15 protein-coding genes and 1 pseudogene are annotated in these 15,688 nt (G+C 64.1%); 2 read left to right on the top strand and 14 right to left on the bottom strand.

Translation table 11 applies throughout. From position 1 onward, the window contains the following. Nucleotides 1-50: 50 nt before the first annotated feature. Nucleotides 51-1,022, top strand: a complete 972-nt coding sequence (locus V1277_RS29950) for an ABC transporter permease (protein ID WP_442894608.1) — start codon at nucleotides 51-53, stop codon at nucleotides 1,020-1,022. Between the two features lie 35 nt (nucleotides 1,023-1,057). Here the strand turns inward: V1277_RS29950 and V1277_RS29945 are convergent, their stop codons facing one another. From V1277_RS29945 to V1277_RS29930, 4 genes are all read right to left on the bottom strand, one after another. Further along, nucleotides 1,058-1,453, bottom strand: coding sequence for a (R)-mandelonitrile lyase (locus V1277_RS29945; protein ID WP_334419357.1), 396 nt, complete (start codon nucleotides 1,451-1,453; stop codon nucleotides 1,058-1,060). A gap of 245 nt (nucleotides 1,454-1,698) precedes the next feature. After that, a complete protein-coding gene (locus tag V1277_RS29940) occupies nucleotides 1,699-2,319 on the bottom strand; it encodes an Isoquinoline 1-oxidoreductase subunit (protein WP_442894607.1) in 621 nt (206 codons plus the stop codon). Beyond that, entirely contained in the window at nucleotides 2,319-4,502 is a 2,184-nt protein-coding gene (locus V1277_RS29935; protein ID WP_334419355.1) for a xanthine dehydrogenase family protein molybdopterin-binding subunit, read from the bottom strand. Before V1277_RS29935 ends, V1277_RS29940 begins: the two co-directional genes overlap by 1 nt. Before the next feature lie 3 nt (nucleotides 4,503-4,505). Next, on the bottom strand, nucleotides 4,506-4,967 hold the full coding sequence (locus V1277_RS29930; protein ID WP_275186306.1) for a (2Fe-2S)-binding protein: 462 nt from the start codon (nucleotides 4,965-4,967) through the stop codon (nucleotides 4,506-4,508). A gap of 260 nt (nucleotides 4,968-5,227) precedes the next feature. Between V1277_RS29930 and V1277_RS29925 the strand changes: the two genes are divergently transcribed. Next, nucleotides 5,228-6,124 carry a LysR family transcriptional regulator gene (locus tag V1277_RS29925; RefSeq protein WP_334419354.1) on the top strand — a complete coding sequence of 299 codons (897 nt, stop codon included), beginning with the start codon at nucleotides 5,228-5,230 and terminating at the stop codon, nucleotides 6,122-6,124. A gap of 1 nt (nucleotide 6,125) precedes the next feature. On the opposite strand, the gene V1277_RS29920 is transcribed toward V1277_RS29925, so the two are convergent. The 10 genes and pseudogenes from V1277_RS29920 to nuoN form a co-directional block, all read right to left on the bottom strand. Further along, nucleotides 6,126-6,917, bottom strand: a complete 792-nt coding sequence (locus V1277_RS29920; protein ID WP_334419353.1) for a carboxymuconolactone decarboxylase family protein — start codon at nucleotides 6,915-6,917, stop codon at nucleotides 6,126-6,128. 402 nt (nucleotides 6,918-7,319) lie between these two features. After that, nucleotides 7,320-7,802, bottom strand: a complete 483-nt coding sequence (locus tag V1277_RS29915) for a hypothetical protein (RefSeq protein ID WP_334410607.1) — start codon at nucleotides 7,800-7,802, stop codon at nucleotides 7,320-7,322. 267 nt (nucleotides 7,803-8,069) lie between these two features. Further along, nucleotides 8,070-9,376 (bottom strand): annotated as a pseudogene (gene mtnK, locus V1277_RS29910) (S-methyl-5-thioribose kinase). A 141-nt stretch (nucleotides 9,377-9,517) separates the two neighbouring features. Continuing rightward, a complete protein-coding gene (locus V1277_RS29905; RefSeq protein WP_334419352.1) occupies nucleotides 9,518-10,123 on the bottom strand; it encodes a class I SAM-dependent methyltransferase in 606 nt (201 codons plus the stop codon). A gap of 23 nt (nucleotides 10,124-10,146) precedes the next feature. Beyond that, the gene (locus V1277_RS29900) at nucleotides 10,147-10,848 is read right to left on the bottom strand and encodes a hypothetical protein (protein WP_334419351.1); all 702 of its coding nucleotides are present in this window, start codon (nucleotides 10,846-10,848) and stop codon (nucleotides 10,147-10,149) included. A gap of 92 nt (nucleotides 10,849-10,940) precedes the next feature. Further along, nucleotides 10,941-11,216 (bottom strand): DUF1467 family protein, encoded by a 276-nt coding sequence (locus V1277_RS29895; protein ID WP_334419350.1) that lies wholly within the window; start codon nucleotides 11,214-11,216, stop codon nucleotides 10,941-10,943. A gap of 6 nt (nucleotides 11,217-11,222) precedes the next feature. Further along, a complete protein-coding gene (mce, locus tag V1277_RS29890) occupies nucleotides 11,223-11,627 on the bottom strand; it encodes a methylmalonyl-CoA epimerase (protein ID WP_334362976.1) in 405 nt (134 codons plus the stop codon). A gap of 67 nt (nucleotides 11,628-11,694) precedes the next feature. Then, the gene (locus V1277_RS29885; RefSeq protein WP_334419349.1) at nucleotides 11,695-13,365 is read right to left on the bottom strand and encodes a ribonuclease J; all 1,671 of its coding nucleotides are present in this window, start codon (nucleotides 13,363-13,365) and stop codon (nucleotides 11,695-11,697) included. Continuing rightward, nucleotides 13,365-14,177 (bottom strand): biotin--[acetyl-CoA-carboxylase] ligase, encoded by an 813-nt coding sequence (locus V1277_RS29880; RefSeq protein WP_334419348.1) that lies wholly within the window; start codon nucleotides 14,175-14,177, stop codon nucleotides 13,365-13,367. The genes V1277_RS29885 and V1277_RS29880 overlap by 1 nt, the downstream gene beginning before the upstream one ends. Before the next feature lie 61 nt (nucleotides 14,178-14,238). After that, nucleotides 14,239-15,678 carry an NADH-quinone oxidoreductase subunit NuoN gene (nuoN, locus tag V1277_RS29875; RefSeq protein WP_334419347.1) on the bottom strand — a complete coding sequence of 480 codons (1,440 nt, stop codon included), beginning with the start codon at nucleotides 15,676-15,678 and terminating at the stop codon, nucleotides 14,239-14,241. Between the last annotated feature and the right edge of the window lie 10 nt (nucleotides 15,679-15,688).

The following is a 15,688-nucleotide window of genomic DNA, read 5'->3' as shown; positions in this document are numbered from 1 at the left end:
GCGTGACAGTCCCCGCTTCCGATCGCAAACGCCCGCACCGGCTCGGCGTGATGCTGCGCTCCCAGATGCGCAACATCGCCCCGTTCCTGACGCTGATCTGCCTGTTCGGCTTCTTCGCCGCCGCCAGCCCCTCGTTTGCGACGCTGGACAATCTCGGCAACATTCTGACCCAGATCTCGGTCACCGGTATCATCGCCGTCGGCCTCACCTTCGTGATCCTCTGCGCCGAAATCGACCTCTCGATCGCCGCCATCGCCAACGTCACCGGCATTGCGGTCGCCTATTTCACGCTGCAGGAATCCTACGTCAACATCGCCAACGTCCCGATGCCCGGATGGGCCGCGATCCTCTTGGCGCTGGCGCTGTGCGCCCTGCTCGGCCTCGTCAACGCCTTCGGGCTGACGGTGATCGGCATCCCCTCCTTCATCATGACGCTGGCGATGATGCAGATCGCGGCCGGCATTTCGGCGCTGTTGGTGCGCGGGCAGATCGCCTACAAGGTCCCTCCGCTGGTCACGACGCTAGGGTCGACATCGATCGGCGGCATTCCCTGGATCGTAATTGTGGCGGCGTTGATGCTGCTCGGCGGCCATCTGGTGCTGACCTACACCCGCTTCGGCCGCTACGTTTACATGGTCGGGGGAAATCGCGAGGCCGCCGAATATTCCGGGCTCAACGTCAAGCTCATCCTCGGCAGCGTCATGGTGATATCAGCCGTCTGCGCCGGCATCGGCGGCATGCTCGGCGTTGCCCATTTCGGCAGCGCGCAGCAGAACGAGTTCGACACCTATCTTTTGGATTCGATCGCCGCCGTCGTGGTCGGCGGCACCAGTCTCTTTGGCGGCCGCGGCGGCATCGGCAACACTATCGTCGGCCTGTTCGTGCTCGGCGTCCTCAACAACGGACTCGATCACGTCAACATCGACAGTTTCCTGAAGATTTTAATCCGCGGCCTGATCCTGCTGGCCGCGCTCGTGATCAACGTCTATGCGCAGCGATTGCGGGAGCGGACGGCGGACTAACACACGAACTGCGCGGCGGTCGCGGCCCGACGAGTTCATCTTCGGTATTGTTCGTCGGTGACATGCTCCATCCAGTCGACGCTCTTGCCATCCCGCAATTCGTTGACCGCGATATGAGTCATCGCCGTGGTCGGCGTCGCGCCATGCCAATGCTTGAGGCCCGGAGCGACCCACACCACGTCGCCGGGCCGCACCTCCTCGACCGGGCCGTTCTCGCCCTGCACCCAGCCAAGCCCCGCCGTGATGATGAGCGTCTGACCGAGCGGATGCGTGTGCCAGGCGGTGCGGGCTCCCGGCTCGAACGTGACGCTTCCCGCGCCGGTGCGCGCGGGATCGGGTGCCTGGAAGAGACGATCGATCCGCACATTGCCCGTGAAATACTTCGCCTCTCCCTTGCGGGACGGTTGCGAGCCGGATCGTGTGATCTGCATGGCTCCAGTCCTTCCTTGTGCGGCAGCCATGGGCTGGACCACGGCGACGCCGGTGAATGTCACGGCCGCAATGCCGCAGCTCGAGCCATGGCTGTGGCGCGACTAGCCGCTATGATCCGCAAGGACCTATAAGCTGGAGCAATAAATGGCGCGCGGGGCTTCGACGACCGATGCGAAACGCGTTTTGATCCAGCCAAGACCCCGCAGGGACATTCCTGGCGGCATACGGAGTTAACACCTCCGCCTCATGACGGCGGGCAATGCGCGCCTGCATCAGCCCAGGCCCGCAGCAGGGCGCCGAACGCGGCCTGCGAGCCCGGCGCTGGCTCGCGGCCCGGGCCGGGCGACCAGCCCCAGCCCACGAGCGAGTCCTCCGCCATGTGGTGAAGGAGCGCGGCCATGTCCTTGCCGCCGTTGCGGTTCGGATCCTTGATCTGCGCGCAGATCTCGCCGAGCGTGCGCCCCTCCCAAGCCATCGACGCCGGGGCGAGGTGCCACTGCGGATGGCCGGGCACGCCGGCGGCATCGAAATTCGCGGCGTGGTGGCAGGCGTTGCAGGTCATGCCGGGCGCGCCGTGCCCGTCGGCCCCGCGCACCACGAGCGGCTGATGCGGCCGCATCGCGTCGCTCTGCAACGGCCGCTCGGTCGCCGGGTGGCAGTTCACACAACGCGGATGCTGCAGCACCTTGCCGGCCTCTTCAAAGAGCGCGATCGAACGCGCCTGTTGATCGGCGATGTTCTGGAAGCTCGGGACGGGGCGCAAGTCCTTCGCTGTAGTCTGCTGGCGGGTGGTCTGCGCGGCCGCGCCCGCGACGAGAACTGTCACGGCGGCCGCCCCCGCCGCGAGGAGAGCCTGTGCGCGCATCATGCGACCGCCCTCACCAATGGCAGGCGGCGCGGCCGCCCGAGGCCGAGCCGTGCCATCGCGTTCGCGACAGCGGGCCCGATCGGCGGCACGCCCGGCTCGCCGACGCCCGTCGGCTTCTCGGTCGAGTTCACGACGCGCACCTCGACCTCTGGCATCTCGTGGATGCGCAGCACGCGATAGGTGTCGAAGTTCGTCGGCACCGGCCGGCCCTCGTCGAGAGCCACCTCGCCGTAGAGTGCCGCTCCGACACCAAAACCGATGCCTCCTTCCATCTGCGCGCGGATCACGTCCGGATTGACCGGCACGCCGCAATCGACGGCGCACCAGACCTTATGCACGCGCGGGCCGTCGTCGCCGGCCGAGACCTCGGCGATCTGGGCGACGTAGCTGTCGAAGCTCTTCACTACCGCGACGCCGCGGGCGCGGCCATTGACCGGGCCGGGGCCGGACCATTGCGCGAGCTCGGCCACGGCGTGCAGCACGCCGGCTTCGCGCGGCGCCTTACCCATCATGGCGAGCCGGCCCGCCACCGGATCCAGCCCTGTCGCCTGCAGGAGTTCGTCGACGAAGCATTCGACCGCATATCCGGTGTGCGTATGGCCGACGGAGCGCCACCACAGGACCGGCACGCCGACATCCGTCGTGTGCAGATCGCAGCGGAAATCGGCGATATCGTAGGGAATTTCCTTCGAGCCCTCGACCGACGTGGCGTCGATGCCGCCCTTTGCCATCACGGCCTCGAAAGGCGAACCCTTCAAGATCGATTGGCTGACGACGGTGTCGGTCCAGGCGACGATCTTGCCATCACGGAGGCCGCCGCGCATGCGGTGCACAATGAGCGGACGGTAGTAGCCGCCGCGGATGTCGTCCTCGCGCGTCCAGACGAGCTTCACCGGCCGGCCAGGGCCGATCGCCTTCGCCACCTCGGCCAATTCCGCCGCCAGATGACTCGTCTGCTGCGCCCGGCGCCCGAAACTGCCGCCGGCGAGCATCGTTTCCAATTCCACCTGCTCCGGCTTGAGCCCAAGCACCGTGGCGATCGCCTGGTGATCGAGCGTCTGCAACTGGCTACCGAAGCGGGCAAGTACGCGCTGTCCATCCCAGCGCAGGAAGCCGTCGAGCGGCTCCATGGGGGCGTGCGCGAGATAGGGGAAAACGTATTCGGCCTCGATGATTCTCTCGGCGCGCGCGAGCGTCGTGATCGCGTCACCATGGGCACCGGCAATGCGGCCGGGCCGGCGCGCCAGCGCACGGTATTCCTCGATGAGCCGGTCGCTGCTGCGCTTCTCGGCGGCCGACTCGTCCCAGCTCATGCGCAATTGTTCGCGCCCCTTGATCGCCGGCCAGGTGCCGTTGGCGTAGACGGCCACGCCGGTCGGTACCTGCTTGACGTCGACCACTCCCTGGACCGCGCGCGCCGCACTCGCATCGAAGGACGCGACCCGGGCGCCGAAGCGCGGCGGGCGCGCCACGACGACGGTGAGCATTCCGGGTTCACGCATGTCGATCGTGAATTGCGCCGTTCCGTTGGATTTCGCGGCACTGTCGAGCTTCTTGACCGAGCCGTCGTCGCGGCCGACCAGCCGGAAGACGGACGGGTCCTTGAGCGGCGGGTCTGCCGGGACCGGCTGGCGTGCGGCTGCCTCGGCGAACTGCCCGAAGCGGCCCTCGCGACCGGTCCCGGCATGGCGCAGCACGCCGCGCTCAACCGTGATCTCGCGCGCCGGAACGCCCCAGCTTTGCGCTGCGGCGGCGACCAGCATGGCGCGCGCGGCCGCGCCCGCCTTGCGCATCTGATCGTACGAATTGGCGATCGCGGTGGAGCCGCCCGTGCCCTGCACGCCGAAGGCCAAATTCTTGTAGAAGTCGGTGTTGGAGGGCGCGTGCTCGGCCCGCACCTTCGACCAGTCGGCGTCGAGTTCCTCGGCGACAAGGGTTGCGAGACCGGTGAAGGGGCCCTGGCCGAACTCGATATGCTTGATCAGTACGGTCACCGTATCGTCCGCGCCGATGCGAATGAAGGCGTTGGGCGCGAAATCAGCGCCGCCGGCAGCGCGACGGAAGGCGTGCGCCGCGCCCGATTGCGCGCGCGCCATCTCGGGCAGATAAAGGCCGATGACGAGGCCGGCGGCGCCCTTGAGCATCGCGCGGCGTGAAAGCGCAGCGTTGTGGATCGTCATGGTTCAGCCCTCCAGCGCGCGGGCGGCGTCGTGGATCGCGGCGCGGATGCGGACGTAGGTGGCGCAGCGGCAGACGTTGCCGTTCATTGCGAGATCGATGTCGCGGTCGCTCGGTTTCTTGACCTGCTTGAGGAGTGCGACGGCGCTCATCACCTGGCCTGACTGGCAGTAGCCGCATTGCGGCACGTCGCGCGCGATCCAGGCCTGCTGTACCGCCTCCGCTTCCCGCCCGGAGACGCCCTCGATGGTGGTCACCTCGCGGGTGCCGAGCGCCGAGATCGGCAGGGTGCAGGAGCGCATTGGCTTGCCATCCACGAACACGGTGCAGGCGCCGCATTGTGCGACACCGCAGCCGAACTTCGTGCCGGCCAGGCCGAGCGCATCACGCAGGACCCAGAGGAGCGGAGCGTCATTATCGACATCGACGCTCTGCATGGTACCGTTGACCTTGATCGCGAGCGCCATTGCTGCCTCCCGGTTTGCTGAGCACTGATTGATGCCGACGGCGGCCTATGCGCCGCCCTACGGGCATCGAATAACTACGCCGCCTCCTGACCGGTTCCCGGACTCCGAACACGATTCACCGGTGAGCAGCATGTCCGATGTGATCGCAGCTTCGGGAAGCATCGCGTGGCGCGATGCCTCTGGCCGCGATGACAATTGGGGGATGGCTCTGCCGCGACTAGCCCCTATAATCTGCAAGGACTTATAAGGTGGTGCAATAAATGCCGCGCGGCAGCTTCGACGACCTTCGCTACCTCATTGCCGTCGCCCGGGAGCAAAGCTTTACAAAGGCGGCGGGAAAGCTCGGCGTGTCGCAGTCGGCTCTCAGCCAGACGATCCGTCAAATTGAAGAGCGTCTGGGGGTTCGGCTTCTCGCCCGCACGACCCGCAGTGTCTCGCTGACCGAAGCGGGCGAGCGGCTGGTGCGGACGGTGGCACCCCGCTTCGAGGAGATTGAAACCGAGCTCGAGGCCTTGAGCGAGCTTCGGGAAAAGCCGGCTGGCACCGTGCGGATCACGGCCGGGGACCACGCAATCAAGTCGGTCCTCTGGCCGAAGCTGCAGAAATTCCTGCCGGATTACCCTGATATCAAGGTCGAAATCGTTATCGACTACGGCCTGACGGATATCGTCGCCGAGCGCCATGATGCCGGCGTGCGCTGGGGCGAGCAGATTGCGAAGGACATGATCGCGGTGCGGATCGGGCCGGACATCCGCTTCGCCGTTGTCGGCACGAAATCCTATTTTGCGAAACGAGCAGTTCCACGAACGCCGCAGGATCTGATCGAGCACAACTGCATCAACCTGCGCCTGCCGACCTATGGCGGCACCTATGCATGGGAATTCGAGAAGGACGGGCGGGAGCTGAAAGTGCGCGTAGAGGGCCAGCTCGTCTTCAACAGCATTTTCCAGGTGCTGGATGCCGCCACTGCCGGGCTTGGACTAGCCTTTGTGCCGGAGGATATCGCGCAGCCTTATCTCGCGAAGGGGCGCCTCAAGCGCGTGCTTGAAGAGTGGTGCCCGCCTTGGTCGGGCTATCACCTCTATTATCCTCACCGCCGTCAGTCTTCACCGGCCTTTGCCTTGCTGGTCGACGCGCTGCGCTACCGGGAAGCCTGAATCAGCGGGGACGTTTCTCGAAGACATCTTTCGCGACCGCCAGCGCCGAGAAGGCGTTGGGCCAACCTGCGTAATAAGCGAGATGCATGATCGCTTCGGAAGCCTGCTCTCGCGTCAGGCCATTATCCATCGCCCGATTGAGATGGTATGGCACCTGCGCGACCTGGCCCGACGCGATCAGCGCGCTCACGGTCACGAGGCTCCGATCACGTGGCGCGAGGTCCGGGCGTAGCCAGAGGTCGCCGAACAGCACATCGGTGGTATGTTGAACGAGTCCCGGAGAGGTAGCGCCGAACTGCTGCCCGACCCGTGAAGCGCGGTCGGCTTCCGCGGCTTCGTTCAGCGGCAAGAGCTGAGGCGACACGGGAGGGAGCTGATCAGGTCCGATTCCGCGCTGGGCAAAGACGTCTCTGGCGGGCCCTACCGCCGCGAAGGCGTTCGCCCAGCCTGAATAAAAGGCCAGATGGGTAATGATCTCGGAAAGCTCGCCTGGCTTGACGCCATTATCGAGCGCCTGATTGAAATAATAAGGCATCGGCAGGGTCAGCTCGCGGGCGATGAGAGCGGCGACCGTGACAATGCTTCGATCGCGCGCGCTGAAACCAGGCCGTTTCCAGACCTCGCCGTAGAGGCGCTCCTGCGTGTACTTCTCAAGCGCCGGAGCAACCCGCCGCACGTCTTCCGGTGACAGCCTCCTGCCCGTGACATTGGGTTGCTGAGCTTGTGCGAATGACGATGCCATCAAGAACACCAATGCGATTGTGGTGCGGAGAAATTTCACGTCGAACTCCATTCATGGGTTTCTATCGCTCGCCTGTGTTCCGCGTGGCGCAGGCGCGGCTGGGCGGAGCGATGAGCGCGAATTTCCCGATAGGTGCGGCGCACCACTGGCTTCAACACGCAGGCTGTCAGACCCGACGTTGGTTCGTGTGCTTGTTATAGGCAGCGCCGAGCCATCCGATTAGGCGGTAGAATGCGCATGGAGCTATTAGCGCGGCTGATTAATCGTTTCGACGACATTCAGCCGCCGGCCCCTGTGACGAGGCTAGCTAGAGCGTTTTCCAGCGAAGTGGACACCGGTTCGCGTCAAGAAAACGCGTCAAAACAAGAATCCAGAGCCCGGTTCTGATTCAATCAGAACCGAAAGGCTCTAGGCGCGCTAGCACCATCGTCGGGACCTGGGATGGCTCGGGCCTTACGCCCCGGCTTTCGTTTCGACCAGGGCCGGAGCTGCGATCTTATCCTTCATTTCCTCGCAGATCTTGCGCACCTCCGCCGTCAACAACGAGCAGCTTTCAATTTGAAGGAAGACGCGTTTGGCTTCCGCGCGGTAGCGCGCCGCGGTTTCCTTCAGTTCTTCGGTAACTGCGAGCGCTTCGCGGGTCATTGCCTCGCACTGCCTGGCCTGCTCGATGAGCTCAACACCAAGGGCCTCGATGTCCTTCGCGGCGGCTTCATATTCGCGGACAACAGCTTCCGCGGACAACTTGCCGATCTCCGTGGCGCCGTCGCTATGCTCCACATAATCCGGCATCCCCAACTCTGGAGCGCGTACCGAAGGCGGCGCGTAGTCGGTCGGCTGGGATTCGCGAACTGACGGCAGTTTGCGAAACTCTTCTTCGATCTCGCGCTCGAGATCGATCGTATCTAAAATCGGCGGTTTCGTTGAACGTGCCATGGCAGCGCTCCCTAAATGAAAATCTGAGCAGACACAAAAAGTCTCTCGAAATACGGCCTAGACGGTTAGCTCTCCGGTTGAGGTGAGCAACCAAATCCCTTGGGTAAGCTTGTTATTTAACCTTGATGTCCGCTTTGGCGGTTAATTCGGGAACCGATCGGGTGAGCGGACTGCCGAATAGTACCTTTGCTAGTCCGTGTCCCGGACGGGGGGCAGCGCGCTGCACTGTATTCGAGGAGCCCTTTCCCTTCAGGTGATCTGAAGCAATTAGGCAAAATCCGGCCACCAATCGCGCACGTCGCGCGCCGCTTTCGTCACAGTGCCGATCGTCGGAAACGAGCCCGCCTCCACCATCATCGCCCGCGCCAGCCGCAGGCTCCGCGCCTCGCACACCGCCCGCCGCTTCGGGTCTTCGATCAATTCGAAATCGATGTTGTGCGCAAGCCCCAGAATACGGCGAATGATTTTTGCCGCCGCGAATCCGACGGTATCCTCAAGCAGCCGCGCCATATAGGCCTGCCGCTCGGCATCCAGACGCTTAGCGCCGGCCTCGCCTTCGAACAGCGTCCGCGGATAGGCATCGCCTGCAGCTTGCGTTCGCCACAGCTCCAGGAACTTGTCGGCGAACTCTGTCCAGACACCCTCGACCGTCTCCAGCACCCAAGCCTCGAACGCGCGGCGTTCGCCAGGCGAACGCTCGTGACCGGCGGACGCGAGATAGCCATCAGCAGATTGGCGATCACGGCGCCGATATCGAAGCCCATCGGCCCATAGAAGGCGAACTCGGGGTCGATCACCTTGGTCTCGCTTTCCGTCACCATGATCGATCCGGTGTGGAGGTCGCCGTGGATCAGGGCTTCCGGCGCGCTCAGGAATTTCAGCTTCAGCCGCGAGATCGCGATGTGGAGGTCGAGGTCTTCGCGGAAGGCCGCGGCGGACGCATCGAGCCAGGGCTGGGTCCAGCGGTTCTGCTCGGCCACGCGGTAGGGATCGGTGAAGATCAGGTCCTCGGTGATCTTGCAGAGCGCATGGTTGCCGGCGAACGCGGCGATCCCCTCCTTCTTCTCGGCGGCTGATACGGCGAGGTCGGAGGACAGGAAGAGCGTCCGGGCCAGGAACGTCGTGACGTCCGCGACGAAGCGCGGATAGGTGGAGCCGGCGACCAACCCCTTGCGCATGATGATGTGCGGCTCGAGCAGCTCCATCACGACAAGCGCGAGCGCCTCGTTGTGGTGCAGCACCGCCGGTACCAAGCTGGGCGCCAGCCGGGCTTGATGCGTCAGCGCCAGATATTCGTAATGCGAGCGCGACAGCGGCAGCGGCCAGCTCTCGCCGACCAGTCGCACATAAGGCAGCGCCTGCTTGACGGCGACGCCGCCGGCTGCCCCTTTGACGATGAACACGAGATTGAGGTTGCCGTCGCCGACTTCGCTGATCAACCAGGCAGCCGGATCGCCGCCGAGGCGGGCCGCGATCGCGGGAAGCCCTGCGAGGTAGTCCCGCAGGTCGGCTTCATGGAGAATTCGATAGTCGCCCTGCCGTGGATCAGCCAATGATCGACGCTGTGAACTCATGCCGGTCTCCCCCATGCCGGCGCGGGAGCTACGGTTCACTCCCGTTTCAGAAAATTTGATCCGGCCTTTTCTTGACCGGATCATAGCCACAAGGTACGGCCGGCGGCCAGCGTCTCTCCCGTCCCGACTTGGCCCAACGTCTCAAATGAGCTGCGCGAGCCAGACGGTATGGCCGTCGCAATCGGGGTCTTCGACGATATGCGAGACCACACGAAACCCGTTCCGGTCGAGCAATGAACGGTATTCGGCCGGGTCGAGGCTCGCATGATACAGTGGCTCACCTCCGAAACTTCCGATCGCCTCGCCATGCGCAGGCCCGCTTGTGAACATCAAGGCTGCGTCAGGCGCAGCATGCGCGCGAAACAACGGAAACATCCGGCGCTGATCGTCGTGGCAGAGGTGAAAGAAACTGTCCCACGCAAGGATGCCGGAAAACCGCCGCTGCAAGGCAAGCTTGCGCATATCGGCAACGATCCATTCCTGCTTCGGGAAACACTTCCGGCAGGCGTCGATCATGGCCGGGGAAGAATCCACGCCCGTGACGTGGTAACCACGCCCGATCAGATATGCGGCCATCGGCTCGGCGGAGCCGCAGCCGAGATCGAGGACCGGGCTGGCGGGCGGCAGCAGCGCCAGAAAATAGTCAAGCCAGGGCTTTTCAAACAGGCCGGTTCGGGCGCGGCTCTCGATCCAGTCCGATGCCTTGCGCTGATAGAGATCGATGATCCGCGATGCTTCCGACACCATTCACAGGCTCACCAACTGGGCGGTCAATATCCTGTCTTGAACGCACCGGAACTAAGGGAGTTTGCTAATCGCAGCGGAGACGAGATCGTTTCAGTTCGCTCACCGTCAAGCATACGATCATAATATTTTGGAAGCCATTTGAGCTTCTGGTCAATTCCTATTGTTATCGGCTCACTTGGAGAGACAATCTCTAAGGTGGCGCGAACCAGTCTTGTACCTGCGCCGAAACGTTCCGCGATGTTGAACGGATGGACTCCCTCGACTGTCTTCGGATCGTTGATGTCACGAAATCGGACGAGCCTGGGAAGACTATCGAGCGGCAACTCGCGCTTGCCTGAGAGGCGCGAGACCTGCTTAACCCCCTCTTCGACCGGACTAGGAAGGCTGCCGCCGCTAAAACCGAAAGCCCGAAGCACGATCCATTCCGGCCCCGACCGCTCGTCTCGGCCTTCCTTGAGGAGTGCGAACAGCGTACCTCGAGACCCGAGGTCGAGCGCAATCGCTTCGCCCCTGACTCCGATGGAGAGTTCGTGTTGGGCGGCTAGCTGCGGCTGCTTGGTGTAGGTCACCTCGCGTACGCCGGATGCGGTCTTCAGCTCACCATCTACCTGTGCTTCGAGCGTCAGGCGATATCGTACCGTCACGCCTGGGTAAACCATGTCGTACCACACGATAGCGGCCAGAGCGACGACAATGAGCACGCCAACGACACCGAGCCACTTCATGCTGATCTGCCTAGTTTGCCAGCCGCCGGACCGCCGACCGATGCAAGCAGCAACATGATTGGAACGACCCTCCGCACCATGATGCTCATTCCCTAGAACGGCAGTCCCATCAGCTTCGACAGCCGTTCGATATTCAGATAGCCCTGGTGATACGCCCACATCCCGATGCCGAAGATCACGCCCGAAACGATCGTGGTCCACATCAGCTTCCAGCCCATCCGCGCCATCACCGGCGCGCCGGGGTCGGTACCGGGCGCGCCCTCGCCGTCCTCGTGCTGGCTGCGGACGCCGAACGGCAGCGTCGTGAACAGCACGACCCACCACAGCACGAAGTAGATCGCGAGCGCGGTGGAGATGTTGTATGCCATTGGGGCTCAGGCCTGTTCGATTTCGACGAGCGCGCCGGAAAAGTCCTTCGGATGGAAAAACAGCACCGGCTTGCCGTGCGCGCCGATCTTGGGCTCGCCGTCGCCGAGCACGCGCGCGCCCTGCGCAATCAAGGTATCGCGCGCGGCGATGATGTCGGGCACGTCATAGCAGATGTGGTGAATGCCGCCGTCGGCATTGCGCTCGACGAATTTGGCGATCGGCGAGGCCTCGCCAAGCGGCTGGATGAACTCGATCTTGGTGTTGGGCAGCGTCACGAACACGGTGATGACGCCATGCTCCGGCAGCGGCACCGCGCCGGAAATTTCTGCGCCGAACGCGCTGCCGTAGATCTTGGCGGCTTTTTCCGCGTCCTTGACTGCGATCGCGACGTGATTGAGCCGGCCCAGCATGATTACTCCACTCCCTGCCTCTAGCGCTCCCGGCGAGGACCAGTGTCCGCCCGAAAGGTCTTTTACCTCAAACCGTTAGAACGTGAACGAGGCAAATCGGCTTCTTACCCCAATTCTCGGCAATGACCGCACGCACAGCGCGCCGCACCGATTCCGCCGTGGCGTCCGCGTCGCGGCGCCGCGCCCGCGGCAGGCCTTCAACAGTCGAGACCACCAGGTCGAACACGATCTCGTCGATTATCTCGCCGGCGGTATTCTTCTCGGGGATGCCGACGAGATCAACCTCGGGATCGTCGGCCAACTCGCCCTTGTCGGTCATGGCAATCGCCACGAAGGCGCAGCCGGCAAAGCCCATCCGACGCCGTTCGACCACAGCGCGGGATTTGGAGTCCTCCAGGATCGCGCCATCCTTGTAGAGCCGCCCGGCCGGCAATTCGTCGATGATGCCGGGATCGCCGGGCCCGAGCTTGACCAGATCACCGTTACGGCAGGTCAATACCTTCGGCACGCCCGCCGCGCGGGCCAGCTTGGCATGCTCCGATAGATGCAGCGCCTCGCCATGGACGGGAATCAGTATCTGCGGGCGCACCCATGAGATCATGTCGCGCAGCTCGTCGCGGCGCGGATGGCCGGAGACGTGGACGAGATCGTTCCGGTCGGTGATGACCTCGATGCCCTGGACTATCAGCCCGTTAATGATGGAGCCGACCGCCTTCTCGTTGCCGGGGATGGTGCGCGAGGAAAAGATCACGCTGTCGCCCTTGTTCAGCGTCACCTGCGGATGGTCGTTGTTGGCGATGCGCGCCAGCGCGGCGCGCGGCTCGCCCTGGCTGCCAGTGCAGAGCGCCAGCACCTTCTCCGGCGGGAAATGGCCGTAATAATCGGCGCCGCGAAAATTCTGCACGCCATCGAGATAGCCGGTCTCGCGGGCGACCTGCACCACGCGCTCCATGGCGCGGCCGACCACGACCACCTCGCGATCGGCGGCCTTGGCGGCATCCGCCACGGCTTTCACGCGCGCGACGTTGGAAGCAAAGGTGGTGACGGCGACCCGGCCCTTGGCGGCGCCGACCAGCTTCTTGATGGTAGCTGCGACCTCGGTTTCCGAGGGCGAGCGCCCGTCCCTTACCGCATTGGTGGAATCGCCGACCAGCGCCAGCACGCCCTCATCGCCAAGCTCGCGCAGGCGGCGCTCGTCGGTCGGCAGCCCGATGATCGGCGTCGGATCGATCTTCCAGTCGCCTGTATGGAGGACGGTGCCGACGGAAGTGTGGATCGCCAGCGCATGCGATTCCGGAATCGAATGCGCGACCGGAATGAACTCGACGGTAAACGGCCCAAGCTCGATGCGGCCGCCCGACGGCACCACCGTCACCGGGATTTTCGGCGGGTTGCGCTCGGCGGCGCATTTGGCCTCGAACAGCGCAGCGCTGAACTTGGTCGCATAGACCTTGCATTGCAGCTTCGGCCAGAGGTCTATGATGGCTCCGAAATGGTCCTCATGGGCGTGCGTCAGCACCAGGCCCATCAGGTTGTTGCGCTCTTTCTCCAGGAAGCGGATATCGGGCATGATCAGGTCGATGCCCGGCAGATGCTCCTCGTCGCCGAAGGAGACGCCGAGATCGACCGCGAGCCAGGACCGCTGGTGGCGGTTGCCGAGCCCGTAAATCGACAGGTTCATGCCGATCTCGCCGACACCGCCAAGCGGCGCAAACGTCAGTTCATCCGGCCGCGCCATCAGGCAGCTCCCACCGACGCTGCCGCGCCGAAATAGACTTCGCCCGCCGTGACGGCCGCGCGCTTGCCGTCGGCGTTGCGAACGATCAGGCAGCCGCTCTCGTCGATGGTGTCGAATGTGCCTTCGACGGTCGCAGTCCCCGTGTTGATTGCGACCCGCTCGCCAAGGCCGAAGGCACGCTCCAGCCAGGCTTTCCGAATGTCGGTAAAGCCGCGGCCGTTGTCCCAGATTCCGCGAAACTCAACCCAGGCGTCCGACAGCGCCGTGAAAAGCTCCTCCGCGCCGACATGGACGCCGAGCGCGGCAAGCGAGATCGCCGGCGTCGGCGTGCCCTCGGGCGCGGCGATGACATTGGTGCCGATGCCGACCACCACGGCGAGACGGTTGCCCGCCACAGCTTCGGCCTCCAGCAGGATGCCGGCGAGCTTCTGCCGCTCCGCCAGCACGTCGTTCGGCCATTTCAAGGTGAATTTCAGGGGATCCGCGCCGGCCCGGCGCATATTGGCTTCGATGCTGAGTTTCTGCAGCGCGCGTTCCAGCGACAGCCCGGCGGCAAAGCCCAGCGTCGCCGCCACGGCCGGCGACACATCCATGACTTCCAGAATGCTGCTGGCGAGGTTGCCACGCGGCGCGCTCCAGGCGCGCTGCCGGCGGCCCCGGCCGGCCGTCTGCTCCGTTGTCACGAACCACATCGGCCCAACTTCGCCGTTACGGGCACGCGCCATGGCTTCGGAGTTGGTCGAACCGATCTGGTCGAAGGCGGCGAGACGGTAGCCCGCCGATGTGGCTTTGGGACCGAGCGAGAACGTCATTTCCTATTTCTGCGCATGATCTTCTCCGAAACCCGGGGCCCGCTTTCTGGGATCATGCACGCTAAAACAGCGACTTCGCCGCCGCCGTGGCGACGCTGACCAGCGGCCCCGGATAGACGAAGAAGAAGATGTTGAAGATACCGGCAACGGCCAGCACCGTGCGCAATTCGATGCGCATCGGTTCGACCTCGCCGGCCGGCTCGTCGAAATACATCAGCTTGATGATGGTGAGATAGTAGAACGCGCCCACCACGCTGGTCAGCACGCCGATGACGGCGAGCGTGAACAGGCCCGCCTTGATCGCGGCCACGAACACGTACCATTTGGCAAAGAAGCCCGCGAGCGGCGGAATGCCGGCCAGCGAGAACAGCAGCATCGCAAAGAAGAACGCCAGCATCGGATTGGTGCGCGACAGCCCTGCGAAATCGCTGATCTGCTCGACCGCCTGCCCGTTGCGCTTCATGGTCAAGATGACGGCGAAGGAGCCGAGCGTCATCGCGACGTAGATCGCGATGTAGACCAGCACGCCCTGCGCGCCCTCCACGGTGCCGGACGCAAGCCCGACCAGCGCAAACCCCATATGGCCGATCGACGAATAGGCCATCAGGCGCTTGATGTTCTTCTGCCCGATCGCGGCAAACGAACCCAGCGCCATCGAGGCAATCGCGACGAAGACGAGTATCTGCTGCCATTGCGGCACGATGCCCGGGAAAGCGGTCAGCGTCACGCGGGTGAACACCGCAAGGGCTGCGACCTTCGGCGCCGAGGCAAAGAACGCCGTGACCGGCGTCGGCGCACCCTCATAGACGTCAGGCGTCCACATATGGAACGGCACGGCGGATACCTTGAAGCAGAGCCCGGCCAGCAGGAACACGAGGCCGAACACGATGCCGACGCTGCCGGTCTTCACCGCCGCCGCAATGCCCGCAAAATCGACTGTGCCGGTGAAGCCGTAGATCAGCGAAGCGCCGTAGAGCAGCATGCCCGAGGACAGCGCGCCGAGCACGAAGTACTTCAGCCCGGCCTCGGTGGACTTGGCGTTGTCGCGGTTGCTTGCTGCGACCACGTAGAGCGCGAGCGACATCAGCTCGAGCCCGAGATAGAGCATGATAAGGTCGGCGGCCGAGATCAGCACCATCATGCCGAGCGTGGAGAGCAGCACCAGGATCGAATATTCGAAAATGCGCCGCGACGGATCGGACAGAAACTCCGTCGACAGGATCAGCGTCACCGCCGAGCCGATGATCGCAAGGATCTTCAGGAAGCGGGCAAAGTCGTCGACGATGAAGCTGCCGCCGAAGGTCGTGAGCTTGCCGGCCGGCAGCGTCAGCTCCAGCACTCCGGTCAGAACGAGCAGCACCACCGCCAAGCCGGTAACCAGTCGGGTCGTCGTCCCCTCGCCGCGATAGGCGCCCAGCATCAACAGCGCCATAGCGCCGACGGCGAGCACCAGCTCCGGCAATACCGGCAGCAACTGATAACCTGCACTCGAAAAGCTCATGGCGTTCTTA

Source organism: Bradyrhizobium sp. AZCC 1588 (assembly GCF_036924735.1).
Taxonomy (GTDB): Bacteria; Pseudomonadota; Alphaproteobacteria; order Rhizobiales; family Xanthobacteraceae; genus Bradyrhizobium.
This window is presented reverse-complemented; position numbering and strand designations above follow the sequence as displayed.